At 65.0% G+C, this 25,489-nt stretch carries 27 protein-coding genes and 1 tRNA gene; 9 read left to right on the top strand and 19 right to left on the bottom strand.

The features are described 5' to 3' along the window. Positions 1–36: 36 nt before the first annotated feature. On the bottom strand, positions 37–1,836 hold the full coding sequence (locus FIV09_RS04710; protein ID WP_152448912.1) for an ABC transporter transmembrane domain-containing protein: 1,800 nt from the start codon (positions 1,834–1,836) through the stop codon (positions 37–39). A gap of 126 nt (positions 1,837–1,962) precedes the next feature. Then, positions 1,963–2,036 (bottom strand) — tRNA-Gly (locus tag FIV09_RS04705). A gap of 184 nt (positions 2,037–2,220) precedes the next feature. On the opposite strand from FIV09_RS04705, the gene FIV09_RS04700 reads away from it, so the two are divergent. From FIV09_RS04700 to FIV09_RS04680, 5 genes are all read left to right on the top strand, one after another. Continuing rightward, on the top strand, positions 2,221–2,766 hold the full coding sequence (locus FIV09_RS04700; RefSeq protein WP_152448911.1) for a YaeQ family protein: 546 nt from the start codon (positions 2,221–2,223) through the stop codon (positions 2,764–2,766). A gap of 189 nt (positions 2,767–2,955) precedes the next feature. Beyond that, positions 2,956–4,344, top strand: coding sequence for a hypothetical protein (locus tag FIV09_RS04695; protein WP_152448910.1), 1,389 nt, complete (start codon positions 2,956–2,958; stop codon positions 4,342–4,344). A 434-nt stretch (positions 4,345–4,778) separates the two neighbouring features. Beyond that, positions 4,779–6,413, top strand: a complete 1,635-nt coding sequence (locus tag FIV09_RS04690) for a VWA domain-containing protein (RefSeq protein WP_172975624.1) — start codon at positions 4,779–4,781, stop codon at positions 6,411–6,413. After that, positions 6,410–6,940, top strand: coding sequence for a TadE/TadG family type IV pilus assembly protein (locus tag FIV09_RS04685; RefSeq protein ID WP_152448908.1), 531 nt, complete (start codon positions 6,410–6,412; stop codon positions 6,938–6,940). The genes FIV09_RS04690 and FIV09_RS04685 overlap by 4 nt, the downstream gene beginning before the upstream one ends. A gap of 11 nt (positions 6,941–6,951) precedes the next feature. Further along, complete coding sequence (locus FIV09_RS04680) at positions 6,952–7,503, top strand: TadE/TadG family type IV pilus assembly protein (RefSeq protein WP_152448907.1); 552 nt, start codon at positions 6,952–6,954, stop codon at positions 7,501–7,503. Positions 7,504–7,530: 27 nt separating this feature from the next. Here FIV09_RS04680 and FIV09_RS20690 read toward each other — a convergent pair whose 3' ends face one another. Both FIV09_RS20690 and FIV09_RS04675 read right to left on the bottom strand, forming a co-directional pair. Next, on the bottom strand, positions 7,531–7,659 hold the full coding sequence (locus FIV09_RS20690; protein WP_256371862.1) for a hypothetical protein: 129 nt from the start codon (positions 7,657–7,659) through the stop codon (positions 7,531–7,533). Positions 7,660–7,863: 204 nt separating this feature from the next. Beyond that, positions 7,864–8,634: a fumarylacetoacetate hydrolase family protein gene (locus FIV09_RS04675; protein ID WP_152448906.1), complete on the bottom strand. Its 771-nt coding sequence runs from the start codon at positions 8,632–8,634 to the stop codon at positions 7,864–7,866. Positions 8,635–8,901: 267 nt separating this feature from the next. On the opposite strand from FIV09_RS04675, the gene FIV09_RS04670 reads away from it, so the two are divergent. Continuing rightward, on the top strand, positions 8,902–9,498 hold the full coding sequence (locus tag FIV09_RS04670; RefSeq protein WP_152448905.1) for a hypothetical protein: 597 nt from the start codon (positions 8,902–8,904) through the stop codon (positions 9,496–9,498). A gap of 35 nt (positions 9,499–9,533) precedes the next feature. Here FIV09_RS04670 and FIV09_RS04665 read toward each other — a convergent pair whose 3' ends face one another. The 4 genes from FIV09_RS04665 to FIV09_RS04650 form a co-directional block, all read right to left on the bottom strand. Further along, positions 9,534–10,208 carry an SOS response-associated peptidase gene (locus FIV09_RS04665; RefSeq protein WP_152448904.1) on the bottom strand — a complete coding sequence of 225 codons (675 nt, stop codon included), beginning with the start codon at positions 10,206–10,208 and terminating at the stop codon, positions 9,534–9,536. Continuing rightward, a complete protein-coding gene (locus tag FIV09_RS04660; protein WP_172975623.1) occupies positions 10,208–11,413 on the bottom strand; it encodes a methyltransferase in 1,206 nt (401 codons plus the stop codon). Before FIV09_RS04660 ends, FIV09_RS04665 begins: the two co-directional genes overlap by 1 nt. A gap of 479 nt (positions 11,414–11,892) precedes the next feature. Continuing rightward, the gene (locus tag FIV09_RS04655) at positions 11,893–13,455 is read right to left on the bottom strand and encodes a bifunctional UDP-sugar hydrolase/5'-nucleotidase (RefSeq protein WP_152448903.1); all 1,563 of its coding nucleotides are present in this window, start codon (positions 13,453–13,455) and stop codon (positions 11,893–11,895) included. Between the two features lie 159 nt (positions 13,456–13,614). Beyond that, on the bottom strand, positions 13,615–14,751 hold the full coding sequence (locus FIV09_RS04650) for a hemopexin repeat-containing protein (protein WP_152448902.1): 1,137 nt from the start codon (positions 14,749–14,751) through the stop codon (positions 13,615–13,617). A 230-nt stretch (positions 14,752–14,981) separates the two neighbouring features. Here FIV09_RS04650 and FIV09_RS04645 point away from each other — a divergent pair, with 230 nt between their 5' ends. Genes FIV09_RS04645 through arsC form a run of 3 tightly spaced genes read left to right on the top strand, consistent with a single transcriptional unit; the run spans position 14,982 to position 16,707 of the window. Continuing rightward, complete coding sequence (locus FIV09_RS04645; protein WP_152448901.1) at positions 14,982–15,317, top strand: DUF952 domain-containing protein; 336 nt, start codon at positions 14,982–14,984, stop codon at positions 15,315–15,317. After that, positions 15,314–16,372 (top strand): quinone-dependent dihydroorotate dehydrogenase, encoded by a 1,059-nt coding sequence (locus FIV09_RS04640; protein WP_152448900.1) that lies wholly within the window; start codon positions 15,314–15,316, stop codon positions 16,370–16,372. Before FIV09_RS04645 ends, FIV09_RS04640 begins: the two co-directional genes overlap by 4 nt. Next, complete coding sequence (arsC, locus tag FIV09_RS04635; protein ID WP_152452357.1) at positions 16,369–16,707, top strand: arsenate reductase (glutaredoxin); 339 nt, start codon at positions 16,369–16,371, stop codon at positions 16,705–16,707. Before FIV09_RS04640 ends, arsC begins: the two co-directional genes overlap by 4 nt. Before the next feature lie 21 nt (positions 16,708–16,728). Here the strand turns inward: arsC and FIV09_RS04630 are convergent, their stop codons facing one another. The 11 genes from FIV09_RS04630 to aroA all read right to left on the bottom strand — a co-directional run bounded on the left by FIV09_RS04630 (position 16,729) and on the right by aroA (position 25,459). After that, on the bottom strand, positions 16,729–17,391 hold the full coding sequence (locus FIV09_RS04630) for a phosphoribosylanthranilate isomerase (RefSeq protein WP_152448899.1): 663 nt from the start codon (positions 17,389–17,391) through the stop codon (positions 16,729–16,731). Between the two features lie 57 nt (positions 17,392–17,448). Then, complete coding sequence (locus FIV09_RS04625; RefSeq protein WP_152448898.1) at positions 17,449–17,799, bottom strand: lipopolysaccharide assembly LapA domain-containing protein; 351 nt, start codon at positions 17,797–17,799, stop codon at positions 17,449–17,451. A gap of 7 nt (positions 17,800–17,806) precedes the next feature. Continuing rightward, entirely contained in the window at positions 17,807–18,091 is a 285-nt protein-coding gene (ihfB, locus tag FIV09_RS04620; protein WP_152448897.1) for an integration host factor subunit beta, read from the bottom strand. A gap of 275 nt (positions 18,092–18,366) precedes the next feature. Beyond that, the gene (rpsA, locus tag FIV09_RS04615; protein ID WP_152448896.1) at positions 18,367–20,052 is read right to left on the bottom strand and encodes a 30S ribosomal protein S1; all 1,686 of its coding nucleotides are present in this window, start codon (positions 20,050–20,052) and stop codon (positions 18,367–18,369) included. 277 nt (positions 20,053–20,329) lie between these two features. After that, positions 20,330–20,851 carry a DUF4168 domain-containing protein gene (locus FIV09_RS04610; protein WP_172975622.1) on the bottom strand — a complete coding sequence of 174 codons (522 nt, stop codon included), beginning with the start codon at positions 20,849–20,851 and terminating at the stop codon, positions 20,330–20,332. Between the two features lie 177 nt (positions 20,852–21,028). Beyond that, on the bottom strand, positions 21,029–21,403 hold the full coding sequence (locus FIV09_RS04605; RefSeq protein ID WP_152448894.1) for a DUF4168 domain-containing protein: 375 nt from the start codon (positions 21,401–21,403) through the stop codon (positions 21,029–21,031). A gap of 106 nt (positions 21,404–21,509) precedes the next feature. Then, on the bottom strand, positions 21,510–22,586 hold the full coding sequence (locus FIV09_RS04600; RefSeq protein WP_152448893.1) for a hypothetical protein: 1,077 nt from the start codon (positions 22,584–22,586) through the stop codon (positions 21,510–21,512). Next, entirely contained in the window at positions 22,583–23,203 is a 621-nt protein-coding gene (locus FIV09_RS04595; protein WP_152448892.1) for a d(CMP) kinase, read from the bottom strand. Before FIV09_RS04595 ends, FIV09_RS04600 begins: the two co-directional genes overlap by 4 nt. A 14-nt stretch (positions 23,204–23,217) precedes the next feature. Continuing rightward, positions 23,218–23,628, bottom strand: coding sequence for a GFA family protein (locus FIV09_RS04590; RefSeq protein ID WP_152448891.1), 411 nt, complete (start codon positions 23,626–23,628; stop codon positions 23,218–23,220). Then, positions 23,625–24,113: a hypothetical protein gene (locus FIV09_RS04585; protein ID WP_152448890.1), complete on the bottom strand. Its 489-nt coding sequence runs from the start codon at positions 24,111–24,113 to the stop codon at positions 23,625–23,627. Before FIV09_RS04585 ends, FIV09_RS04590 begins: the two co-directional genes overlap by 4 nt. Next, positions 24,110–25,459 carry a 3-phosphoshikimate 1-carboxyvinyltransferase gene (aroA, locus tag FIV09_RS04580; protein ID WP_152448889.1) on the bottom strand — a complete coding sequence of 450 codons (1,350 nt, stop codon included), beginning with the start codon at positions 25,457–25,459 and terminating at the stop codon, positions 24,110–24,112. The genes FIV09_RS04585 and aroA overlap by 4 nt, the downstream gene beginning before the upstream one ends. Between the last annotated feature and the right edge of the window lie 30 nt (positions 25,460–25,489).

Here is a 25,489-nt window from a genome sequence, read left to right as displayed (position 1 = left end):
CTCGATGGCCCGCATCGCCCGCCCCGCTAGACTGCCCTACTCCGCCGCGATCCCGTCAGTGAACTGCAGCCGCGCGAGCCGCGCATAAAGCCCGCCTTCGGCCACCAGTGCATCATGCCGACCGGTCGCCACGATCCGGCCGCCCTCCATCACCACGATCCGGTCCGCTTTCTTCACCGTGGCAAGCCGGTGTGCCACGATGATCGTGGTGCGGTCCTGGGACAGACGGTCCACCGCGTCCTGCACCGCACGTTCGCTTTCCGCATCCAGCGCCGAGGTCGCCTCATCAAGCAAAAGCACCGGCGCGTCGCGAAGGATGGCGCGGGCGATTGCGATACGCTGCTTCTGTCCGCCCGACAGCATCACGCCGCGTTCCCCGAGCCAGCTGTCATATCCCTCGGGAAGGGCTGCGATGAAGTCATGCGCGGCGGCAGCCCGCGCCGCCGCCTCGATCTCGGCATCGGTGGCATCGGGACGCCCGAAGCGGATATTGTCCCGCGCGGAGGCCGCGAAGATCACGGGGTCCTGCGGCACGAGCGCGATATGCTGCCGGAACGCCGCGCGCGTCATCGCATCGAGCGCCACACCATCAAGCGTGATGCGCCCCGAGGCCGGATCATAGAAGCGCAGCAGCAACTGGATGATCGTCGTCTTGCCCGCGCCCGAGGGCCCCACGAGCGCGACCGTCTCGCCCGGCGCCACGTCGAGCGTGACGTGATCCAGTGCCGGGATGTCGGGCCGCGACGGATAGGAGAAGGAGACATCCTCGAAACCGATGGCGCCTTGCACCTGCGCGGGGGGCGCAACCGGCGTGGCCGGGTCGCTGACCGCATCCTCGCTGTCCAGAAGCTCCACCAGCCGCTCGGTCGCGCCCGCCGCGCGCTGCACCTCGCCGATGACTTCCGACAGCGCGGCCACGGAGCCCGCGACCATCACCGAATAGATCACGAATTGCACCAGCGCGCCGACGCTCATCTCGCCCATGCGCACGTCCTTGGCCCCCATCCAGAGGACGCCCACAATCCCCGAGAAAACGAGGAAGATCACAATGGCGGTCATCGCGGCCCGCGTCCAGATGCGCCGTCGGGCGGCATCGAAGCTCTGTTCGGTGACGCGCGCGAAGGCCCCCTGAGAGATCGTCTCGTGGGTGAAGGCCTGCACCGCCTGCACGGATAACAGCGCTTCGGACGCATTGCCCGAAGAGGCCGCGATCCAGTCCTGGTTCTCGCGGCTGAGCTTGCGCAACCGGCGGCCCAGGACGAGGATCGGGACGATCACCGCGGGCACGATCAACAGCACCATCAGCGTCAGCTTCCACGAGGTGAAAAGCATCAGCACCAGACCGCCGATGAAGATCAGGATGTTGCGCAGCGCGATGGAGATCGACGAGCCCACCACCGACAGGATCAGCGTGGTGTCGGTCGTGATCCGGCTCAGCACCTCCCCGGTCATGATCTTCTCATAGAAGGCGGGCGACAGCGTGATGACCTTGTCGAAGACCGCCTTGCGGATATCGGCCACGACCCGTTCGCCCAGACGTGTCACGAGCGCGTAGCGCAAGGCCGTTCCCAAGGCGAGCAGCCCAGCGATCCCGAGGGCCGCCGAGAAATAGAGATCGAGGATCGCCGCATCGCCGCCCTCGAAATTGTCGACGACCCGGCGCACGGCAAGCGGCAGCACGAGCGATATCGCAGCCGTTATGGTCAGCGCCACCGCAGCCGCGGAGAGCAGCAGCTTGTAGGGCGCCAGGAACGGCCAAAGCCGCGCCAGTTCACCAATCCGTTTGGAGGCTTCTCGCTCTTCCGTTTGCTGGCCTGCCGCCATTCCTCGCGCCATGCGGTCCCCCTTGTCGTCCCATGGGGTTTTCGCAGGTTGGTCGCGGGGCCTCAAGCCTTCGAAAGCCGCAAAACCTGCCGCTAAGGTCGCAGGGTGCGTCGGGCCGGTCGCGATATCGGGAAGATCTGGAGCGGGTAGCGGGAATCGAACCCGCACGACTAGCTTGGAAGGCTAGGGCGCTACCATTACACCATACCCGCCCGCTGAGGGTTGCTTAATTCACCGAATGAACAGGGTCAAGAAGACCCTGATCGCGACTGGCCGCCCGCCTCGACAGACGTCCACTCGACAGACATCCGCGCCCGGCGCGCGGGCTGTGCGCGCCGCTTTCCAAAGCCGCGCCCACGGGGTAGGCAACGCAAAAACCAGCGGACCGGTCCAATCATGGCGCAGAATGCCACCATCCACAAAGTCGAGCTGTCCGTCGCGGACATGGATCGGCACTATTACGAAACTCACAAGCTGACGATCGCCAAGCATCCTTCGGAAACGGATGAGCGGATGATGGCGCGTCTTCTGGCCTTCGCCCTGAATGCAGGCGAGCACCTGGAAATGACGAAGGGGCTGTCGACCGACGACGAGCCTGACATCTGGCAGAAAAGCCTGAGCGGCGAAATCGAGCTTTGGGTGGCGCTCGGACTGCCCAGCGAGAAAGTGCTGCGGCAATCCTGCAGCAAGGCCGGACGGGTGATCGTCTATCCCTATGGCGGGCGCGTCGCGGAGATGTGGTGGGACAAGATCAAGGGCAGCGCGAGCCGGTTCGACAATCTCGAAGTGACCTGCTTTGCCGAGGCGGACACGCAGGCCCTGGCAGAGCTGGCCAGCCGCTCCATGCAGATGCAGGTCAACATTCAGGACGGCGACGTCATGGTCAGCCTGGACGACAACATTGTCTATGTCGCGCCGATGAAATGGGCCGAGGCGGGTTAAACCGCGGATCTTTCACTCTGTCCTTGCGTGTGGCGATACGGACCGCCCTGCCCGCCGATATGTGCCAGCCATGGCGAGCGAATCCGGCCCACTTTCCCGCAGGCCAGCAACGCGCGCACCGGGCAGGCTTGTATCTTGCGCGGGCAGCCTGCACACAAAGAGGCCCTTGAAACACCGAAGGCCATCGCGATGGGTGCCTCTGCCAACAAGTTAGCAGGCCTTCTGCTATGCGTGATTTCCGTGCTGGTGATCTGCAAGGAATGGGGGGCGGCGGACTGGACGCAATACGTCAAGCCCTGGCTTGTCCTGGCCCTCGTCTCGATCTTCTTCTTCCAGGTTCGCTGGTCCCGAAAGGCGTTCATCGGCGTGGCCGTCGGCATCGGTGCAGCCCTTGCCGCGACCAATCCTGACTGGCGCGGGATCGTGCTGCGCGGGCTGGAAACCGCGGCCTTCATCGGGGCGTTCTTCGCGGCCCTGTCGACCCTGCGCAACGTGGCCCAGACCTCCCCCGCGATTCAGGCCGCCGGGGCGTTCCTGGCCGGGCAACCGCCGGGTCGCCGCTATGCCGCCCTGACCGTGGGCGGCCAGGGCTTTGCCTTGCTGTTGAATTACGGCTCCATCCAATTGCTGGGCGCGCTCGCGACGGCCAATGCCAAATCCGAGCCGAACCCCGAGATCCGCGGCCACCGCATCCGCCGGATGCTGCTGGCGATCCAGCGGGCCTTCATCTCGACCCTGCCCTGGTCGCCCCTGTCCTTCGCCGTGGCGATCACCACCAGCGTCATTCCCGATGTCAGCTGGTCGCGGGTGCTGGTGCCGGGGCTGATCACATCCGCGCTGCTGGCCGGGATCGGCTGGGCGCTCGATACCCTCTTCAAGCCCCGGCTGACCGTCACGCCCGCGCGCACCAAACCCGAAGGCAGCTGGGCGCTGATGCTGCCGCTCGGCCTGTTGCTGGCCATTCTGGTCGTGGGTGTGGTGACGCTGAACACCCTTAGCGATGTGCGCATCGTGGGCATTGTCGCGCTCCTCGTGCCCGGCATCGCCGTCGTTTGGATGCTCATTCAGCATTGGGAGGACCGCCCGGTCGCCGCCACGGGCGCGCGGATCCGCACTTATGTCCTGCAGGAGCTGCCCGGCTATCGCGGGGAACTGACGCTTCTGATGATGGCAGGCTTCATCGGCACGGCAGGATCGCAGCTATTGGCGCCACTCGTGCAGATGGCGGGCTTTGATCCGACCGCCCTGCCCGCCTGGCTGATCCTCGTCTCGTTCGTCTGGATCATTCCGTTTGCCGGGCAGATCGGCATGAACCCGATCCTTGCCGTCACGCTCATTGCCCCGCTCATCCCCGGCGCGGCCGAACTCGGGGTGGAGCCCACGGCCATCGTGGTCGCGATCACCGCGGGATGGGCGCTGAGCGGCGCAAGCTCGCCCTTCACTGCCACGACGCTTCTGATCGGGTCTTTTGCCGGGATCAGCGCAACCCGCGTCGGGCTTGTCTGGAACGGGGCCTATACGCTGCTTTGTGGCGGCGTGTTGTCCCTTTGGGTTCTGGCATTCGCCTATCTGCTCTGACCGCGTGCTACGGCGCCGCGTGCGGCCCGTCTCAATCCGGCAATCTCGGGCCCGTCCGATGAATTTCAGCCACCTATCCCACTGAAAACCGAATCGATTCCCGCGCGCCATCACCCGAATTGCGGCGGTAATGAGGTGCGCGATACGCCCGCAAATCGCCTTGGCGCGCACAATTCGCGACGAACCAAAAGACTGTCGCCCGCGCCCCGACAATGGCGGGCAATTTGGACAAAATCCTCCAACCCAGCCCCATGTTGGGCTAAATTGTGGCGGGGGCCTGATCGATGAAGGGCGTCTTCGATCTGCGGATTTGAAGATGTAACGCGATGGGCAAGCTGATTGGGAACGAGAGACCTGCATGCGCGCGCAAATCTGCGTCGCAGCGGAATGTCCGGCACCGTTTTGGGCGGTTCTGGACCGAACAGGACGGCAGCATGTCCTACATGGCGCTGTCGACCGCGCTTATCATGATGGCGTTCGGAGGCATCGGGGTGGACCTGATGCATGCCGAACTCAAACGCACCAAGATGCAGAACGCGCTTGACCGCGCCGTGCTCGCCGCCGCGTCGGTCGACAATGAACGCGATGCCGAAACCGTGGTGCGCGATTATTTCCGCGTGCAGGGCATGGAAGAGGCCCTCGTCGGCGTAAATCCTGCGGGCGATCTGTCCTACCGGCAGGTGACGGCGGGCGGTCAGCAGATAATGCCCACGAATTTCATTCAGTTGCTCGGCGTTGACAACCTGCAGGCCGAGGGTCTTGCGACCGCGGAAAACGGCGTCGCCAAGATCGAGATCGCGCTGATCCTCGACATCTCCGGCTCGATGACCGGACGCAAGATCGAGCAGCTGAAACAGGCTGCCAGCACCTTCGTGGACAATGTGCTTGCCTCGGAGGCGTCGCAGCTTTCCACATCCGTGTCGATCGTGCCCTACAATGCAACGGTCAACATGGGCTCCGTGCTGCCCGAATACATCGCGCTCGACCGGCAGCACAGCTATTCCAATTGCGCCGTCTTCGCGGGCGACAGCTTCAGCGAAACCGCGCTCGATCCTGCGGTTCCGCTGGAACAGCTCGGTCAGTTCGACCCCTATTCAACCGACTGGACCGCGGGAGACGCGGATCGGCATTGGTGCCATGACGGCGATACCGCAGCGATCATCGTGCACAGCTCGGATCCGGCGGCCCTGAAGGCGCAGATCGCTACGCTGACGGCGGGCGGCAACACCGCGATCGACGTCGGCATGAAATGGGGGGCGGCACTCCTCGATCCTGCCGCGAAGGACGTGGTCGGTGCAATGGCAGGCGACGGCCTGATCAAGGCAGATCACGCGATGCGCCCGGACGCCTACGGCACGGATGACACGCAGAAATTCGTCGTGCTGATGACGGATGGCCAGAACACCACGCAATACGATCTCAAGCCGGAGCTGAAAGCCTCGGATGCAGGCACGGGCATCTTCGTGAACACGAAAGGCACCGCGGACCTCTCCGATGACGATTATTCCGTGCGCGTCGACCCGATCCCGGGCCTTGTCGCGGATTTTTCGGGGGCGGGTGTCTTGAGCCCGATCCTGGCATCTGTCGGGGGCGCGCTTCCGGCCAGTGATCCGCACAGCTACTTCTGGACGCGCTTTGCCGGGGATGCCGCCGCGCGCTACCAGGCGGAGATCGACGGCGCCGCGACCGAGCCCGAGAACGTCTACGAGCTGACCTATAACGATCTGCTCAACCGGTTCGGGACGCGCGTGGCGGCAGATCTGCTGCTCTACCGGCCTTACGTCGACGGCCTGATCGACCGAGACCGCTACAACACTTTGCGCTCCCCGTATCGGGCGATTGCCGGGGGCGATGCGGCGGACGCTCGGCTGTCCCAGGTCTGCGGTGCGGCCAAGGACAAGGGCGTCGTGGTCTACGCCATCGGCGTGGAAGCCCCGGAGGCCGGACGCCGCGCGATGCGCGATTGCGCCTCCTCGGCCTCGCATTTCTTCGATGTCGAAGGCGACGAGCTGGAAAACACCTTCTCCGGCATTGCCCGTAACCTTACCCAGTTGAGGCTGATCCAATGACCCGCTTTTGCAAGATGCTGCGCCATTTCCGCCGGAACGAAGACGGCACGATGGTGGTGCCCTTCGCCTTGTGGACTTCCGTCTTCCTGTTGCTGATCGTCTCGACCATCGAGTTGGGCACGATGACCGTGCGACAGACGGTGATGGAGCGCGCGGTCGACACCACGATGCGCGATCTGAAGATCGGAAAATTGCCGGGGGATATCGTCACGCTCAAGGACGCGATCTGCGACGATGCCGAGATCCTGCCATCCTGCCGCGAAAATCTCTTTCTCGAGATGACCCGCCTCGACATGGAAGACTGGCAACAGCCCTCCCCCAATGCCAATTGCGTGGATACCGGCACCGTCGCAATGCCCCACCGCTCGTTCCGGCAAGGCCCCGCGCATGAGGTCATGCTTGTCCGGGCCTGCTTCAAGTACAAGCCGATCACGCCCCTCGGTGGCTTCAACGCGAGCCTCGCCAAGGATGCCAACGGCTACACGGCGCTCGTTTCCAGCAGTGCCTTCGTCAACGAACCGCTGTGAGGACTGAAAAGATGATGCGTTTTCTCAAAATCCGGGCGGCCGCCTTCACTGCCGACACGCGCGGTCACATCAACGCCGAGGCGATCATCGTGCTGCCCGTGCTGCTGGCCCTGTTCGGGGTCGGATGGGTCTTCTTCGATGCGTTCCGCCAACAGAATGTGAGCCAGAAGGCGAATTACGCCATCAGCGATATCCTGTCGCGACAGACCGATTATATCGACGATGGCTTCATCGACAGCACCTACAACCTGTTTCAGACGTTGACAAAAACCGACGGGCCCGAGGGTTCGCTGCGGGTGAGCCTTGTCGAATATGACGAAGCGGAAGGCGCCTGGACGATCATCTGGTCCCGGACGCGGTCCGGCAGCGGGACCCTGGACGGGGCAGGCCCCGACGGGCTTGAAACACGGCTGCCGCCGGTGGTCGACGGCGATCAGTTGTTCGTGGTCGAAACGGTGGATCGCTACGCCCCGGCGCTGCAGGTAGGTCTCGATGGCTTCGACATCACCACCTTCAGCTTCACCCGGCCGCGCTATGCCGCGAAGGCTGCCGCCTCAAGCTGAGCCAACGCCTATCGGCGCGCGCGGCCTTCAGATGTTCAGCAACCTGCGCAGTGCATATGCAGGCGACGAATAAGGATCGCTTTGGTCATTTGCCGCCCGCCGCGTCACCGCGCGGATTTCGAAATTGCCCATGAGATAGGTGTTCAGTCCGATCATCGGCCCAGTCCTTTGCCCCTCTTGCTCAGCTTGGGTTTTGCACGGGACTTTGTCCAGAATAGGCAGGAATTGTGGCCATTTTGGAAACAATTGAGTGGGCCGAGGGCTGCCCCCGGTTTGTCGGCGTAACGTGCGGCCCGCGCGCCGTCATACCGATGCAGGCCCGCCCCGCGTTTGCTGGCGGGACCGGCCCCGAAAAGACGCTTATTCCGGCGGCGCGCTCATGGTCACGCCGACGCTGCCGATCCCCTCGATCACGACCTCGACCGCCATACCGGGCTTGACCGGACGCGCGCCAAGGGACGTACCGCAGGCGATCAGATCCCCGGGATGGAGCGTCATGTCGCGCGACAGGCAGCTGACGATCTGCTCGGGCGGCAGGATCATGTCGCTGGCCGGATAGGATTGGCGCTCGCGCTCATTGACCAGAACCTTGATCTCCAGCGCGCTCCAATCGATCTCGGTCTCGATCACCGGGCCCGCGACGCCGAACCCGTCGAAGCTCTTGGCGCGGGTCCATTGCGGGAAGGACGGATCGGCATTCAGGATATCGAGCGATGTGAAGTCGTTGATGCAGGTATATCCCAGGATGGCCTGCTTGGCCTCCTCGGGGGTGATGTCCTTGCAGGTCTTGCCGATCACGATGCCGAGCTCGCCCTCGAAGACCACGCGCCCCGCCGAGGCCGGGATCTCGACAACGGCACCGGGGCCGGAGAGTGACGTGTCGGCCTTGAAGAAGTAGAGCGGATGTTCGGGATGGGCGTGCCCGCCCTTCTCGGCGGCGGCCTTGAAGTTGTTCCAGAGCCCGATGAACTTGCCGGGCTTCACCGGGGCCATCAGGGTGACATCAGCCAGCGGTATGGCCTCTCCTGCGGCCTCGTCCGATCCAAGCGCTGCCCGCGGATGCAGCATGTCGTCCGCGATCACCCCGATCACTTCGGTGCCGTTACCCGTTTTTCCTCGTGCCCATTGCATGTTGCCGCCTCCCTGAAAGCTTTCCACGCGGGATCACGGCCCGCCTGTTTTGCTGTCTGTCTGTCGCAGGAATGTACTGCGAATACCGGCGGGCACCATGGGAATTCCGCCGATGGCGCAGATTCCGCGCGCTCGAAGCGGCGATAGCCACTGCCAATCCGAAAAGATCAAACGCCTCCGAATGCCAAAGTTTCGCCAGAATCACCCTCTACTGAAAATGCAATGCAATCGGTGGGGGCCGTGTGCAAAGAAACAAGGAGCGCAAACATGCTTCGCGCAACGCTCACCGCTGCTGCCCTGACCGCAGCCTCCCTGATGCCCCTCGCCGCCCAGGCGCAAGCCACGACCGAGGTCACGATGCTGGGCCGCGGCTACTTCCCGAACAAGATCAACGTCGATCCCGGCGGCAGCATCGTGTTCCACAATGCCAGCGACGTCCCCATGGCGGCGACCGCGCTCGATGACAGCTGGACCACCGGATGGGTGTTCCCCGGAAATCGCAAGACCATTGTTTTGCCCGAAGAAGGTGGCCTGGTCTTCAACAACCGGATCAATGCGCTCGATGCCCTGCTGGGCACGGAGCCTGAATTCTTCAACGAAGCCATGATCATCACCGATGGCAGCACAGAGGACCTTCTCTCGCCCGCCGTCGAACCGCTCGACACCGACACCCTGCTCGCGCTTTATGGCCCCCCGAATTTCGACACCGATGGCGATGGTGATCTCGACGGTTATGACTGGAGCGAGATCCTGGTTGATCCCGAGGATCGTCCTTGGGCCGCCGAGGGCAGCGAGGCCACGGCCAGCGCGGAAACGACCGATGGTGGCACCACGGAGCAGGAAGCCATTACCGCTTCCAACTGACAGCGCCTGCTAAACGCGGCCTGAACAGACCGACACTAAAGGGGCTCGATCAGATCGGGCCCCTTCGCACGATTGGAGTTCACCTTCGGATCGACGCGGTAGGCGGTCAGCGTGCCGTCGGGCGCAGGCGCCATCAGGGGCGCCGCCTTGCCCTCCGTCTCCCCCAGCCAGCGCGCCCAATTCTCGGCCTCCAGAATGACGGGCATCCGGTGATGGATCTCTGCGATATCCGGCCCTGCCCCGCAGGTCAGGATGGCGGCGGTCCGCATCGGCCCCGCCTCTTCATCCTTGCCCCAATCCTGCCAGAGCCCCGCGAAGACGATCGGCGCGCCATCCGCGCGCTGGATATACCAGGGCAGGCGATTGTCCTCCGTATCCTTGGTCCACTCGTAAAAGCCCGATGCCGGGATCAGGCAGCGCCGCGTGCGCACCGCCGACCGGAAAGCGGGCTTCTCGGCCACGCTTTCGGCGCGGGCATTGATCAGGAGCGGACCGTCATTCGGTGTCTTGTACCAATGCGGGATCAACCCCCAGCGCATTGCCTCCAGGCTGCGCATCTCCTCGGCCTCCCCCGGCGCGCGGATCACGTGGATCTGGTTGGTGGGGCAGACATTGAAATTGGGCACGTCCGGCAGGTCGTTCGCGGGCCGCGCCTCGAAAAGCTGCGCCATCGCATCGGGTGGCAGCGTGATTGCGAAGCGTCCACACATCAGCGCGCCCCCGCATGAAGGTTCGAGTAGAGCAGAATGCCCCAGGGGCTCAGCGCGGTCTCAAGCGGTTGCCAAAGCTGCCAGAACCGCAGCGGATCGAGCTTCGCGGCGCTGGCGATGTCGGTCAGGCTGCGCCGCCCGTTTATGGCCGCGATCAGGGGGGCCGCCGCGCGCTCGAGCCTGAGCCGGATGGGCGCGCCCCCTGCCCGCAAGGTCGGTGCCTTTCCGGCGGCCACGGCCTGGGCCAGCGCACGCGGATCGACACCGCGCAAATGCGGACAAAGCGCGCGATTGCGCCCGCTGGCCGGGCTTGGGCGCGGCGCGTCATCGGCGACGAGATAGGCGTTGTGCACCTTGATCGTGCCGCGCAGCTCTTCGGCCACCGCCATGGCCGCAACGGGATCGAGATCGGGCACCTCACCGATCAGCATGCCCGGATCGTATAACCCCGGCGTCGCGAAAGAGGCCAATTGCCAGCCTGTCCGGTCCAGCGTGTCGACCAGTTCGCGGACGCTGTAGGCCCGATCCTGCGAATGCAGAAGCAGGTCGTAAAAGCCCGCGTCGCTCTGGCGGTGATCGACGAGGTTGGTATTCACCTTGAAGGGATGCCCCTCCGGCAGCCGCTCCATCACCTCCCGCGCCCGGGCGAGCCGCGCCTCGGGCGGCAGCCCCTCGAAAAGCGTGCCGAAAGCGGACTGCAACGGATAGACGCCCGAGCGACCATAAGGCGCATAGACCATGATCCCCGCCCCGCCTCCCGGCGCGAGGGCGGCGCGCAGCGCGGCAAAGCCCGCATCGGGATCGGGCAGATGATGCAACACGCCGCAACTGTCGATGTAGTCGAAAAGGCCGAAATTCGGCGCGTCCAGCAGCGATCCGGTATGGAAGGTGATCCCGGTCAGCCCGCGCGCCGCCGCCCGCGCCTCGGCGATGCTGCGCGCCTTTCCGGAAAGATCGACATAGGTGATGTCATAGGGCCGCCCGGCATCGGTCAGAAGCTGCGCCATCTGGATCAGCCCGTCCCCCGTGCCGCCCCCCGCCACGAGGATGCGCAGGGGCTGCGACCAGTCGCGCGCGCCCCCCCAAAGGAAGTGATCCATCTCCAGCGGATGGGACGGCGATCCCGTGATCAGCCGCGTCGCCTCCTCCGCCGGGTCCCGTTCGGGATAGGGATAGACCTCGTATTGCTCGGTGACGCTGACCAAGTGGCGCTCCTGTTATGTCCGCGCGCGACCGTGCCACGCCGCCCGGCCGAAGAAAAGCACCCCGCCCTGCCCGGCGTGCCCTGCCCTGCCTCGCCTCCCGCGCTCCGGGTGTCACGACACGGCGTCCTTTCCCTCACAGCGGACCCCACACTCTGCCGCCCATGCTCCGGCTCGTATCTCCGGGCGATCCGCTCTTGTGCTTCACCTTTCCAGAAAAACGCATCGCCGCGCCGACCTGAAGCACTCCACCCAGACCGGTGCGGCGTCCTTTTCCTCACAGCGGTCCCCGCATTCTGCCGCCCTTGCTCCAGCTCGTATCTCCGAGCGATCCACCTTGCCCTTCACCTTTCCCAAAAAACGCATTTTCCACGCGTCCGGCCCCGCGCTCCCCTGCATCTGACGCGGAACGAAAAACGCGCGCGAGGCGTCAGCCTCGCGCGCGCGGGTCGGGCCGGGCGCAGCCCGGGCCGAAACCTGTCTTACTTCATGGTGATCCGACCATCGGTATAAGGCGTGTAGGGCCCCGTTTCGGCAAGGTACGCCGCCGTCACATCGGCGAGGTCCGGACCGAAATCGTAGGCATCCTCGGCATCCACGAACATCGCATAGCCGTCGCCGCCATTGCGGACGTAGTTGTTCGACACGACGCCGTACATGGCCTCGGGATCGATGGGCGCATCGCCCACCATCACGTCCGAGATCCGCGACCCGGGCTCTGCGCCGGTATCGACGGTGAAGGACATGCCCGCGACCTGCGGGAAGCGGCCCGCCCCTTCCTCGATCTGGCCGACGCCGTTTTCCAGCGCCTCGATGATCGTCGCACCGGAGACGCGGAACGTGGACAGCGTGTTCTGGAACGGCAGCACGGTCAGCACTTCGCCCATCGTCACCTCGCCCGCATCGATGGAGGCGCGCAGACCGCCACCGTTCTGGACCGCGATCTGGATGCCCTGATCGGCGACACGGGCAAGCATCGCGTCGGCCACGAGGTTGCCCATCTGGCACTCGCCCGCACGGCAGGCATCGCGCGAGCCTTCGATCGCGTCGGTGCTTTCCGCGACGATGCGGGTCTTCATCTCCTCGATGGGCGCGCCCATTTCGGCGATGCGCGCGGTGATCTCCTCGTCGGGCGTCACCGAAGCATCGAGCAGCATCGGATTGCCCTCGGCAGACACGACGTTGCCGTCATCGTCGAAGGTCACCGCGAGATGGCCCAGATACTTGGTATAGGCATAGGCCTGCGCCACCGGCGTGTCGCCCACCATCTCGGGATAGGACGGGGTCTCGGCGTCGTTGTTGAGCATCAGCGTGTGGCTGTGCCCGCCGATCACCACGTCGATATCCGCGACCGCCTCCGCGATCTGACGATCGCGCGGCAGACCCACATGGGTCAGCGCGATGATGATGTCGACGCCGTCCTCGCGCAGCGCCGCGGCATCGGCGGCAAGGCTGTCGATCTCGTCCTGGAAGGTCACGTTCGGGCCGGGGCTCGACGTCTCGACCGTGTCGGTCGCAAGCGCCGAGATCACGCCGATGCGCTGGCCACCCACTTCGAGCACGACGTGATCCTGCACGCGGTCCTTCAACTCTTCCGAGGCCGAGAGGTCCAGATTGCCCGAGATCACCGGGAAGCTGACCGCATCGACAAATTCCGCGAGCTTCGGCGGGCCGTCATCGAATTCGTGGTTGCCCACGGCCATCACGTCATAGCCGATCTTCTCCATGAACTCGGCCTCGGCCGCGCCCTTGTAGGTCGTGTAAAAGAGCGAACCCTGGAACGGATCGCCCGCATCCAGCAGGACCACGTTCGCATCCGACAGCTCCTCGCGCTTCATGTCGATGGCGCTCGCGAGACGCGCGATGCCCCCGAAGCACTCGCCCGCCGCGTCATCCTCGGCGCTGCAGGTCGAATCGTACTTGCTGATCGGTTCGATCCGGCTGTGGATGTCATTGGTGTGCAGGATGTGCAGCGTGTACTCGGCCTGGGCGGTGCCCGCGACTAAAGCCAGCACGGCTGCGCTGGAAAGCAGACGAAGCGACATGTAATTTCCTCTCTGTCGGGTAGTGTCTTGTTGTTCTGTAACCAGATGGTGCAACGGAGCCGTGACATAGTCAAAGCTGACGCGACGGTCGGGCCCCCGGCGCCCCGGTAAAACCGCCCCGGGCGCCGAGCTTTTCGCCAGAAGGTCGTCGAACGCCCCCTAGCGGGGCAAAGATCCACGGGAGATCCGCGTGTAGCGGTCGGTCACGAAGACATAGAGCTTGTCCTGCGGCGGATAGAACAGCGCCGTGTCCACATAGCCGTAAAGCTGCGGGAACCTGTCATGGATGACCCCGCCCTGGGTCGTCTTGTCCGGTCCGAAATCGAATCGCTGACAATGCAGGTCGCGAAAGAACCACGCATCGCCCGTATCGGGATGGCGGAAAGCGGCCTGCACGGGATGCTTCACACCGCTCCAGCCGTCGATGCCGATCCGTCCGACCTTGTCCATGTTGTCGGGATTGAACTTGTAGCGGTAATACTTGTCGCCCTTGAAGAAGTAGACCGCCCCGTTGGGGTGTTCGACCGCGGCATCAAGGTGGGTGGGCAGCCCACCCCAACCATCGACGCCAATCCTGCCCACCTTGTCCACGCCGCTGCCGGGCACGAAGCGATAATACTTGTTTTCCTTGAAGAAATAGGCGTTCCCGTTGGGATGCATGCAGGCAGCATCGGGTTTTTCGGGCACGCCCGTCCAACCGCTGACACCGGTGCGCGGCAGCGTGAAGTGGCGCGCCCGATACGTGAAGAACTGTTCGTAATTCTCGGCGTTGCGGCGGGCATTTGTCGGCTCATCCTGCGCGAAGAGAAGCGCAAGTGGCGTGCCGTAGACCGTCTGGCCCCGATCGTTCTTCAGATCGACCGTGCCGAACCCGCCGATGGCGTGCAGGACCTCATGCGCGATGACCGCCGCGCGGTAATCGGCATCCTTGCCAAACCAGATCGGGCAGAGGTTGATGTTGTCGCCTGCGAACCAGCCGAACCGCTGGAAAGCCGTCGAATCATCGCATTTCCCGCTTCGGAAGCCGGAGCCCGGTCGGCATTTCACCGTGAGGCCGCCATCGATCCGGTCATGAAGTTTGCGCAGGCGCGTATCGACCTTGTCGATATGTTTCGCGCCATCGTCGAAATCCCAGCCGAAAAACAGCCGGAATGCCTTTCCGACCGAATTGTCCCACCGGGCCTTCTGCACGGACAGCTGGTCGTCGACGCGGTCCGCGCCCGACCGGATCGCGACGAGGTTGTTGCGCGCGCCAATCGCCCAGTCCTGTGCGGTGTCGATTGCGGTGCGGACCATTGATTCCGCGCTGACGCCGGAACTCCATGTATTGTTGTCTTTGCGGATCTTCTCGATATCGGCTTCGGCATCTTGCAAAAAACGGATGGAATGGGAGGCCACTGAAAATACTCCAAAAAAATAAATAATGAGACTGACATTAGCCTTTGAAAACGCCTCGTACAGTCAGGTTTTCCGGCAGCATACGTCTCGGACTTGACCCACGGGCGAGCAACGGGCACATCGCCTGCATGCTGATTTACAAGATCCTCCGGGCCGAGGAATGGGCCGAGTTGGAGCGCGCGGGAACGAGTGCGGGCGCGCCCATCGACGTGGCCGATGGCTACATTCACTTCTCAACCGCCGAACAGGCAGCCGAGACCGCGGCCAAGCATTTCGCGGGCGAAACAGGTCTCAAGCTCCTGGCCTACGATCCGGACGATCTGTCGCCGCTGAAATGGGAGCCGTCGCGCGGCGGGCAGCTTTTCCCGCATCTCTACGGGCCGCTGCCCCGCAACGCGGCGCTCTGGGTCGCGGATCTGCCCTTCGAGGAGGGCCGCCATGTCTTTCCCGAGGGCATGGTGTGAGCCTGCTGGAACGTGCGGGCCTCGCGCTTCTGCGCGGCGTCGATCCTGAACGCGCGCATGGCCTTGCGATCCGTGCGCTGCAGACCGGGCTGGCGCCCGCGCCCGGTCTTGTCACCTCCGACCGGTTGAAAACCGAAATAGCGGGCCTCGCCCTGCCCAATCCGCTGGGCCTTGCCGCGGGGTTCGACAAGAATGCCGAGGCGCTGTCGGGGCTGGCCCGCGCGGGTTTCGGCTTCGTCGAGGTGGGGGCCGCCACCCCGCGTCCGCAACCCGGCAATCCGCGCCCGCGTCTCTTCCGCCTGACCGAGGATCACGCCGCAATCAATCGCTTCGGCTTCAACAACGACGGCATGGAGGCTATCGCCGCGCGCCTTGCCACCCGCCCCCGCAGCATGGTCACGGGCCTCAATCTCGGGGCGAACAAGGACAGCGACGACCGGGCAGCGGATTTCGCCAGGGTGCTCGCGCATTGCGGCCCGCATGTGGATTTCGCCACGGTTAACGTCTCCTCCCCCAACACCGAGAAGCTGCGCGATTTGCAGGGCAAGGACGCGCTGGCGGCCCTTCTGGCGGGCGTCATGACGGCACGCGACGCGCTGGACCGCGCCATTCCGATCTTCCTGAAAATCGCGCCGGATCTCGACGATCAGGGCCTTTCCGATGTGGCGGATGTGGCGCGCGCCAGCGGGATCGATGGGATCATCGCCACGAATACGACGCTTGCCCGCGATGGCCTGCGGTCCGCCCATGCGCAGGAAGCGGGCGGGCTGTCGGGCCGCCCGGTATTCGATCGCTCCACCCGCGTGCTGGCCCGGCTGTCGCAGCTGACGGGCGCGGATATCCCGCTCATCGGTGTCGGCGGGGTGGAGGACGTGGAGACGGCCTGGGCCAAGATCCGCGCGGGCGCGTCGGCGCTGCAACTCTACACCGCGCTGGTCTATGGCGGGCTTGGCCTCGTGCGCCAGATCGTCGAGGGGCTGGATGCCAAGATCGCCGCGGAAGGGTTCGCCTCTGTCACCGAAGCTGTCGGCACGGGGCGCGACGCATGGCTCTGATCTTGTGGCATAATCCGCGGTGTTCGAAATCCCGCCAGGCCCTGGCGCTGCTGGAGGATCGGGGCATCACCCCCGAGATCCGCCGCTATCTGGAGGATGCACCCGACACCGAGACCTTGCGCGCCCTGCAGGCCAAACTGGGCATCCCGGTGATCGAGATGATGCGCGTGCAAGAGCCTGAGTTCAAAGCCGCCGGGCTTTCGCGCGACAGCGATGAAGACGCGCTTTTCGCCGCGATGGCCGCGACGCCGAAGCTCATTGAGCGGCCTGTGCTTATCGCCGGGGATCGGGCCGTAATCGGGCGCCCGCCCGAGCGAGTTCTCGACCTGCTCTGACCGGCATTGGCGCGCGCCGAATTAAAGCCGCGGCACCTCGCCCGCCCCTTGCGCCGCCGCGATGAAGGCGCGCATCTTGGCCGCATCCTTCACACCCGGCGCGCTTTCCACACCGGATGACACGTCAAGCTGCTGTGCGCCGGTCATTGCTACGGCACGGCCCGCGCTCTCCGGCGTGAGCCCTCCGGCGAGCATCCACGGCACGGGCCAGCGGCGCCCCTGTACCAGGCGCCAATCGAAGGCCAGCCCGTTGCCGCCGGGCAGATCTGCGCCTTCGGGCGCTTTTGCGTCGATCAGAAGTTGGTCGGCCACGCGCCCGTAGGCCGCGACCTTTTCAAGGTCCGCCTCCGTCGCCACACCCAGCGCCTTCATCACCGGCAGACCCATGCGGGCGCGCACCTCCGCCACCCGTTCGGGCGTCTCGCGGCCATGGAGCTGGATCATGTCGAGCGGCACCCTGGGGGCAATCTCGTCAAGCAGCGCGTCGTCCGGATCGACCAGAAGACCGACCTTGGCGACACCGAAGGGCGCGTCGACCGCCAGCGCACGGGCTTGATCCACGGAGACATTGCGCGGGGATTTCGGGAAGAAGACGAAGCCCAGATAGGCCGCCCCCGCATCGGCCGCGGCGGCCACGTCTTCGGCGCGGGTCAGCCCGCAGATCTTCACGCGTACATCAGGCATGTCGCGTCATCCTTCACATGATGAAAAACGGGCCCCGCACGAGGGGGCCCGGGACGATCAACTGGCCTGATCGAGGATGGCCAGCACTTCGTCCTTGTCCTTGTCGCGCTCGGTCTGCGTGCGCTTCAACTCGCGCTCCAGACGCTTGACCTCGCGGTCCTTGCGGGCAGCCTCGGCGCGGTGCTTGTGCTCGCGCAGCCATTCCCAGACGAAGCCCAGGATCAGGCCCACGACGATACCGCCGAAGATCACGAGGAAGAGCGGCAGCGAAATCTCGCGCTGCAGACCCAGGAGGTCGGCGAGGTCGTTCGGCAGAAGCTGCAAGGTCACCAGACCGCGATTGGCCAGCGCCACGGAGATCAGGATGATCGCCACGGCGGCGAGGAAGGCATAGCGGATATATCTCATGTCTGGGTCAGGCCTTTCCGTTCAGACGGTCGCGCAGCAACTTGCCGGTCTTGAAGAAGGGGACGTGCTTTTCCTCGACCTCAACGGCTTCGCCCGTGCGCGGGTTCCGCCCGGTGCGCGCGTCGCGTTTCTTGACCGAGAATGCCCCGAAGCCGCGCAACTCCACCCGGTCGCCGCGCGCCATGGCGCCGGTGATCTCGTCGAAGATGGTGTTCACGATACGCTCCACGTCGCGTTGATAGAGGTGCGGATTGTCATCCGCGATTTTCTGGATCAGTTCCGACCGGATCATCCACATCTCCCTCTGATGGCGTCTTGAGGCGCGTTCGGTTCGGCTCAGTATAGGCGGAGTGCGGGCGGATCGAAACTGTTTCCATGCGCTTTGGGCAGGGAAATCACGGGTTTAGAGGCCGCGTTTTGGCCCGGCTTCAAAATCTGTGCGGCTTTCACGCGGCGAGACCGATCCGACAGGGTCGGGCAAGCTGTCCGATTCGGCGCATGAAAAGACCCCGGCGCGATGGCGCACCGGGGTCGATTGTTATCAGCGATGATGCGGCGTGGCCGCGATCAGTCGTCCTTGTTGCCGCCCAGGGCCGCGCCAAGGATATCGCCCAGCGATGCGCCGGAGTCAGACGAGCCGTACTGCTCGACCGCTTCCTTCTCTTCGGCGATCTCGCGCGCCTTGATCGACAGGCCCAGACGACGGGTCTTGCTGTCCACGTTGGTCACCCGCACATCGACCTTGTCACCGACCGAGAAGCGCTCGGGGCGCTGCTCTGCACGGTCGCGGGACAGGTCCGAGCGACGGATGAAGGACTTCATGCCCTCATACTCGACCTCGATGCCGCCATCCTCGATCGCGGTGACTTCCACCGTGATGATCGAGCCGCGCTTCGTGCCGCCCACGGCTTCCGCGAACTTGTCGCCGCCAAGTGCCTTGATGGAGAGCGAGATGCGCTCCTTCTCGACATCGGTTTCCTGCACGACCGCCTGGACCATGTCGCCCTTGCGGTAGTTCTGGATGGCGTCTTCGCCACGCTCGTCCCAGCTCAGGTCCGAGAGGTGAACCATGCCGTCGATGTCGCCGTCGAGACCGATGAACAGACCGAATTCGGTGATGTTCTTGACCTCGCCTTCGACCTCGGTGCCCGACGGATGCGTCTCGGCAAAGACTTCCCACGGATTGCGCATGGTCTGCTTGAGACCCAGCGAGACACGGCGCTTCGCGGCGTCGATCTCGAGGACCATGACTTCCACTTCCTGCGAGGTGGAGACGATCTTGCCCGGATGGACGTTCTTCTTGGTCCAGGACATCTCGGAGACGTGCACGAGGCCTTCGACACCCGGCTCCAGCTCAACGAATGCACCGTAATCGGTGATGTTCGTCACGCGGCCCTGATGCACCGACGACAGCGGGTACTTCGCGCCCACCAGATCCCACGGATCTTCCTGCAGCTGCTTCATGCCGAGGCTGATGCGGTGCGTCTCGCGGTTGATCTTGATGACCTGCACCTTCACGGTCTCGCCGATGGCGAGGATCTCGGAGGGGTGGTTCACCCGGCGCCATGCCATGTCGGTGACGTGCAAGAGGCCGTCCACACCGCCGAGATCGACGAAGGCGCCGTATTCGGTGATGTTCTTGACCACACCGTCGACCGCCTGACCTTCTTCGAGGTTGGCGATGACTTCGGCGCGCTGCTCGGCCCGGCTTTCCTCGAGAATCGCACGGCGCGAGACAACGATGTTGCCGCGGCGGCGGTCCATCTTGAGGATCTGGAACGGCTGCTTGAGACCCATGAGCGGGCCTGCGTCACGCACGGGGCGCACATCGACCTGGGAGCCGGGCAGGAAGGCCACGGCACCGCCGAGATCAACGGTGAAGCCGCCCTTGACGCGGCCGAAGATCGCGCCTTCGACGCGGGCATCGTCTGCGTAGGCCTTCTCGAGGCGATCCCATGCCTCTTCACGGCGCGCCATCTCGCGGGAGATGACCGCTTCGCCGCGGGCATTCTCGGCCGAACGAAGATAGACTTCGACTTCGTCGCCGACGGAGATGTCCGCAGGCTCGCCGGGATTTGCGAATTCCTTGAGATCGACGCGGCCTTCCATCTTGTAGCCGACATCGATGATGGCCTGGCCCGCTTCGACAGCGATCACCTTGCCTTTGACGACAGAGCCCTCATCGGGCGTGTCCATTTCGAGGCTTTCATTCAGAAGGGCCTCGAATTCCTCCATAGTAGCGTTCTGAGCCATGTGGCGTGTTGTTCCTTTACGTCGCTTTATTCCGGCCGCGCGGTTGTCTCCGCCGGTCTTTGGGTTTGGTCAGGGCTCGCAAAACAAAAGGGGCCGGACGGGTCCGACCCTGCTCGCCTTCATGTTTCGCGGCATTGATGCCGTCTCGACACGCGCGCTTTAGCGCCATAACGGCGCCATGGCAAGTCTCGGACGGCTTGGGCCGTGCAAACGGAAAAGACCCGCCGATGTCAGACGGCGGGCCTTTCGCTCTAATGCTACGTCACGAAAGCGCGGATCAGCCCGCGTTCTCGACCTGCATCTCCTGGAGAAGCTGCGCGATCACGGCATTCAGCGCTTCGTCCTCGGCGGCCGCGCGGCTGATCTCCATATATTCCTCGACCGTGAGGTCCTCACGCTCCTCGATGGCGCTGCGCATCTCGGCATTGGCCTCTTCGATGAGGCTGCGCTGCTGCGTCTCGTCGCTGACGCCTTCGAGTTGCCCGGCATAATCGTCGCGGATTTCGGTCACATCCAGAACGGCTGCGGCGAAGGCCTCGATCGTGGCCATCTCGTAATCGGTGCCTTCAACTGCGTCGGAGGCTCCGTCTTCGGCCATCTCGGTCGCATCCGTCTGGGCCGGGGTGTTGCCCTCGGTCTCGGCGGCACCTTGCGCCTGCGTGCTCTCCTCTGCGGCCACGGCGCTGTCTGCCAGCGCGTCTGCGGCGGAATCGGTCGACTGAGCAGCCACGTAGCTGGCGGGCATCGCGGCGATGAGGGCGGCCAGTGCGGTGGCGGTGATTTTGCGGGTCGCGAACATTCTCGATCCTTTCATGGTCTTCCAGGCCCGTTTTGGGGCGCAACGACCAGGGCACGCGAGCCGTGCCCCGGCGTTGGTCAAGACGTGGGGACCATGGAGGCGCAGGTCAAAAACCGTCGGCAAATTCTTGCGTTTACGCTCCGTAAACGCGCGGATCCCGGCCTGCGCCTGCCCGGATCAGCTTTCCCTGTCGAGCGCTTTCAGCGTACGCGCGATATGACGGTTGAGGGCGCGATCCGTGCGCGCCTCCGCATTGATCCGCTCGAATTCCGCGAGCGTCAGACCGTCGGCTTCGATGACGATCTCGCGCATCCGCGCATTGGCGTCCGCGATGAGCGCGCGACGCGCCTCTGCATTCTCCATCTCGAAATAGCGGTTCATCGTCTCCTCGCGCATCGCCGCCACCCTCTTGGCCACGATCGCGAAGGTGTCGATCTGGGCCGCGCTGTAGCCTGCCCGGAAGGCGGCCTGTTCCGGCTGCACCTCCTGCGCCGAGGCCGAGGTGACGCTTGTCCAGAGCGCGCAGGCAGCAATCAGATATGCAAATCGCATGATGTCTCTCCCCTTTCAGTTCCCAAGCGCCCGCGTTCCAGACGGGTCCTCATAGGGATCGTGGCAAAGACGATCCAACGGGTAAAGGGGGGTGGCGGCGCTCCGCTCAGGTTCCGAAGACAGCGCCCAGGATTGCGGCAGCTTCGGGGTCGCGCACGATATCGTCGGGCACCTTCAGGCGTCGTTTCCCCTTCCACGCGGTCGAGACGCCGCGGCAATGCAGGAAACGGAAATCCCGCGCGGGCAGGTTGTGCAGAAGGCCAAGGCGCTCGAACCCGTGGATATCCCAGCTGAACCGCCCGAGCGGCCCCGATGGATCGAGGCACCATTTCGTCGGGCAAGGCTTCGGCGGATCATGCCGAAAGACGTGATCGGCATGACTGAAAGGCGGCTGACCACCGGGCGGCGGCGTCATCCATTGGCCCCGGATCTGCAGGAATTTGAGCCGTGATGCGCGCGCGGCCTCGAACACGCTGTCCGCACCCAGGACCAATTCGTCGAGATCGCAATTCAGCACCGCCCCTGCCCGGTCGAGGCCGCGCAGCCTGAGCGCGTTGAACAGCGCCGTCTGCAGGTATTTCTCGGTCCGTCGGAACGGCGGCAAGCCAACCGGGCCATAGGGATAGGGCGCGCTGAAGACGAGCGGCGTGACGCCCTGCCCGCGCAAGGTCTCCGCGATCTCGTCCGGACCATACCGGGTGGAGCCGTTGTCGATCACCATTACCGCATCGAGCCCGTGGCGCGCCTTGGTGAAGCGCGCGTGATCGGCCATCCAGCGCAGGTCATTGTCCTTGTTGATGTAGAAATGCACCCGCGCGCCGTCGATGCCCGGCAGGCCCGCGGCACTCACCGCGCTCTCGCCGGTCCAGTCGCCGATCTGGACGGAGATGCGTTCTGGCGTCTGCGGCGCATCGAGTTCCAGCACCGTATGGCGCTTGTAGCTGCGCTTGCGCCTGATCCGCGCGGGCGAACCGTCGAGGCGGTATTCCGCGCCAAGCACCACCGATTTGAGGTTGTTCAAGGGCGGGCAGACCAGGTGCACGCGGCCCCGCGCCCAGATCGCATCGTACCAGAACGTGTCGGCATCGAAGCCGTCATCGTATCCCTCCGGGCGATACTTCGCCTTGAGGATGGAAGCGCGGCGCAGATGCGGCGGAAAGGCCAGCCGCGCGAACTGCATCACGGTGCCCGCGTCCCGCCACGCGCCTCGATCGCGGCGATGGCTGCGGCAACGGCTTCATCGATGGACAGGCCCGTGGTGTCGATCTGAACCGCGTCTTCGGCGGGCCGAAGCGGCGCATCGGCACGACCCATGTCCCGCGCATCGCGGGCGCGAACATCTTCGAGCACACGCTCGTAATCGACTGCCTCGCCTGCTTGCACATATTCGTCATAGCGCCGTTGCGCGCGCACTTCCGGGGAGGCGATGACAAAAAGCTTGGCCTCGGCCTCCGGGCAGATGACCGTGCCGATATCGCGCCCGTCGAGCACCGCACCGCCATCGCGCCGGGCGAAGGCGCGCTGGAAATCCGCAAGCGCAGCCCGCACTTCGGGGATCACCGCAACCTTAGAGGCCGCATCGCCCACGCCGGGCGTGCGCAGACCGTCCACCTCGAGGTCTTCGGCCCGGAGCGCGCGGGCGGCCTCGATCGGGTGCTCGCCGTCCAGCATCCGCCGACCCACCGCGCGATAGAGAAGCCCGGTGTCGAGATGCGCAAAGCCGAAGACCCGCGCCACTTCGCGGCTGATCGTCCCCTTGCCCGACGCGGCAGGTCCGTCGATGGCGATGGTGAAGGCCATGTCTTTCTCCGTCTCTAGCGCGCGGGCGGCGCAAGTGTCGCATCCTGGCCGGGTGATTGCCGGGTGCCATCCGCGATCTCGTAGTACCGCCCCTTGTCGGCGCAGAAGATATGCCCCGCAAGGGTGAGGTCCGCCGCATGGGTATCAAGCGTGCCTGCGAAAATCGACAGATGTCCGGGCCTGCGCCAGAACAGGTTCGATCCGCATGTGGGGCAGAAGCCCCGCTCCGCCGCCTCGGATGACCGAAACCAGCGCGGTGTGCCGGTGATCGCCACATGGGCAGGATCGGCAGCGGTCGCAGCGACATGGTGGCCCGAGGTCTTGCGGCATTGCGTGCAATGACAGCCGACCACCGGGCGCAGCTTTGCGAAGACCTCGTAGCGGATCGCACCGCACAGGCAGCTTCCCGCAGCCTCGGGCGTCATCGCGCCGCGTTCTCCTCGGCGAGCCTGCGGCGCGTGGCGGCCCGCCCGGCAAGAAACAGGATCGCCGCGAGGCCCAGTTTCACGCGCGTCACGGGCAGAAGCAGCGTTGTCGCCGCCGCCGGATCTCCGCCGCCAAGCGCCCAGAGCAGAAGGCCGTTCTCGGTCAGGTCCACCAGCGCGTAGATCAGAGCAAAGCCCAGCGCCACTTTCGGCGATCCGCGCAAGGCCAGCGACACCCAGAGCGCGAAGAACCCGATGAAAAGCGGATCGATCACGCCCAGTTCGATCCGGTAGAGCATGCCGATCCAGCCCGCCTGCCCGATCTCCGCCACGAAGGTTTCAAGCTGCAGGGGCGTGTAGCCCATAAGCGCCGATTGCGGCAGCAGGTCTCCGGTCACGGCGGGTGCGACAAGGGCATTGTTCACCCCCACCATGAGAATGAAGATCAGGACCGCCGCAAAGCCGATACGTGTCTGTGTGGTCATGCCGCCTCCCGCTCGATGGTGGCGCCCAGGGTTGTCATCAGCGGCTCGAAGATCGGGAACGAGGTCGCGATCGGTCCGCCATCATCGACGCGGCAGCCCTTCTCTGCGGCCATGCCGAAAACGAGGAAGGACATCGCGATCCGGTGGTCGAGCCGCGATGCGACCGTCGCGCCGCCGGTCACCTGCCCGAAGCCGCGCCCATGGACGCGCCACCAATCCGGGCCCTCCTCGACCTCGATGCCGTTGGCGCGCAGACCTTCGGCCATCGCGTCGATCCGGTCGCTTTCCTTCACGCGCAACTCCTTGACGCCCGGCATGTAGGTCGCGCCCTCGGCATAGGCCGCGACGGCCGACAGGACGGGGTATTCGTCGATCATCGAGGCCGCGCGTTCCGCAGGCACCTCGATGCCCTTGAGGTTGGGCGAAAAGCGCGCGCGCAGATCGGCCACGGGCTCGCCGCCCTCCTCGCGTTCGTTCTCGTAGGTCAGATCCGCGCCCATCTCGCGCAGGGTGGTGAACAGCCCCGCGCGCGTCGGATTGAGCCCGATATTGGGCACCAGCACGTCCGAACCTTCGGTGATCAGCGCGGCGCAGACCGGGAAGGCTGCAGAGGACGGATCGCGGGGCACGGCAATCGTCTGCGGGCGCAGCTCGGGACGGCCCTGCAGCGTGATCAGCCGACCCTGCGGCGTATCCTCCACCGTGACGTCGGCGCCGAAGCCCGCAAGCATCCGTTCGGAGTGATCGCGCGTCGCTTCGGCCTCCAGCACGACGGTTTCGCCCGGCGCATTGAGCCCGGCCAGCAGGACCGCCGACTTGACCTGCGCGGAGGGCACCGGCGTCTCGTAGCGCACCGGCAGCGGGCGATCCGCGCCCTTGATCGTCATCGGCAGGCGCCCACCCGAGCGGCCCATCGCCTGCGCGCCGAACAGGGCCAGCGGATCGGTGACCCGCGCCATGGGCCGGGAATTGAGGCTCGCATCGCCGGTGAAGGTCGCCGCGATGGGCGAGGTCGCCATCGCGCCCATGATCAGCCGCACGCCGGTGCCCGAATTGCCGCAATCGATGACCTGGTCGGGCTCCATGAAGCCGCCGACGCCCACGCCGTGCACGACCCAGGCCTCGCCCTCGCGGAACACCTCGGCCCCGAAGGCGCGCATGGCCCGCCCGGTATCGAGCACGTCCTGCCCTTCCAGAAGCCCCGTCACCCGTGTCTCGCCCACCGACAAGGCACCAAGGATCAGCGCGCGATGCGAGATCGACTTGTCGCCCGGCACCTCCGCCGTGCCTGTGAGGGGCCCGGATTTGCGGGCAATCATCGGGATGGCAGGACCGTGGGCGGACATAGGGTTTCCTTCGTGACGGGTTGCACGGGG

This window comes from Roseivivax sp. THAF197b, assembly GCF_009363255.1.
GTDB lineage: Bacteria > Pseudomonadota > Alphaproteobacteria > Rhodobacterales > Rhodobacteraceae > Roseivivax.
This window is presented reverse-complemented; position numbering and strand designations above follow the sequence as displayed.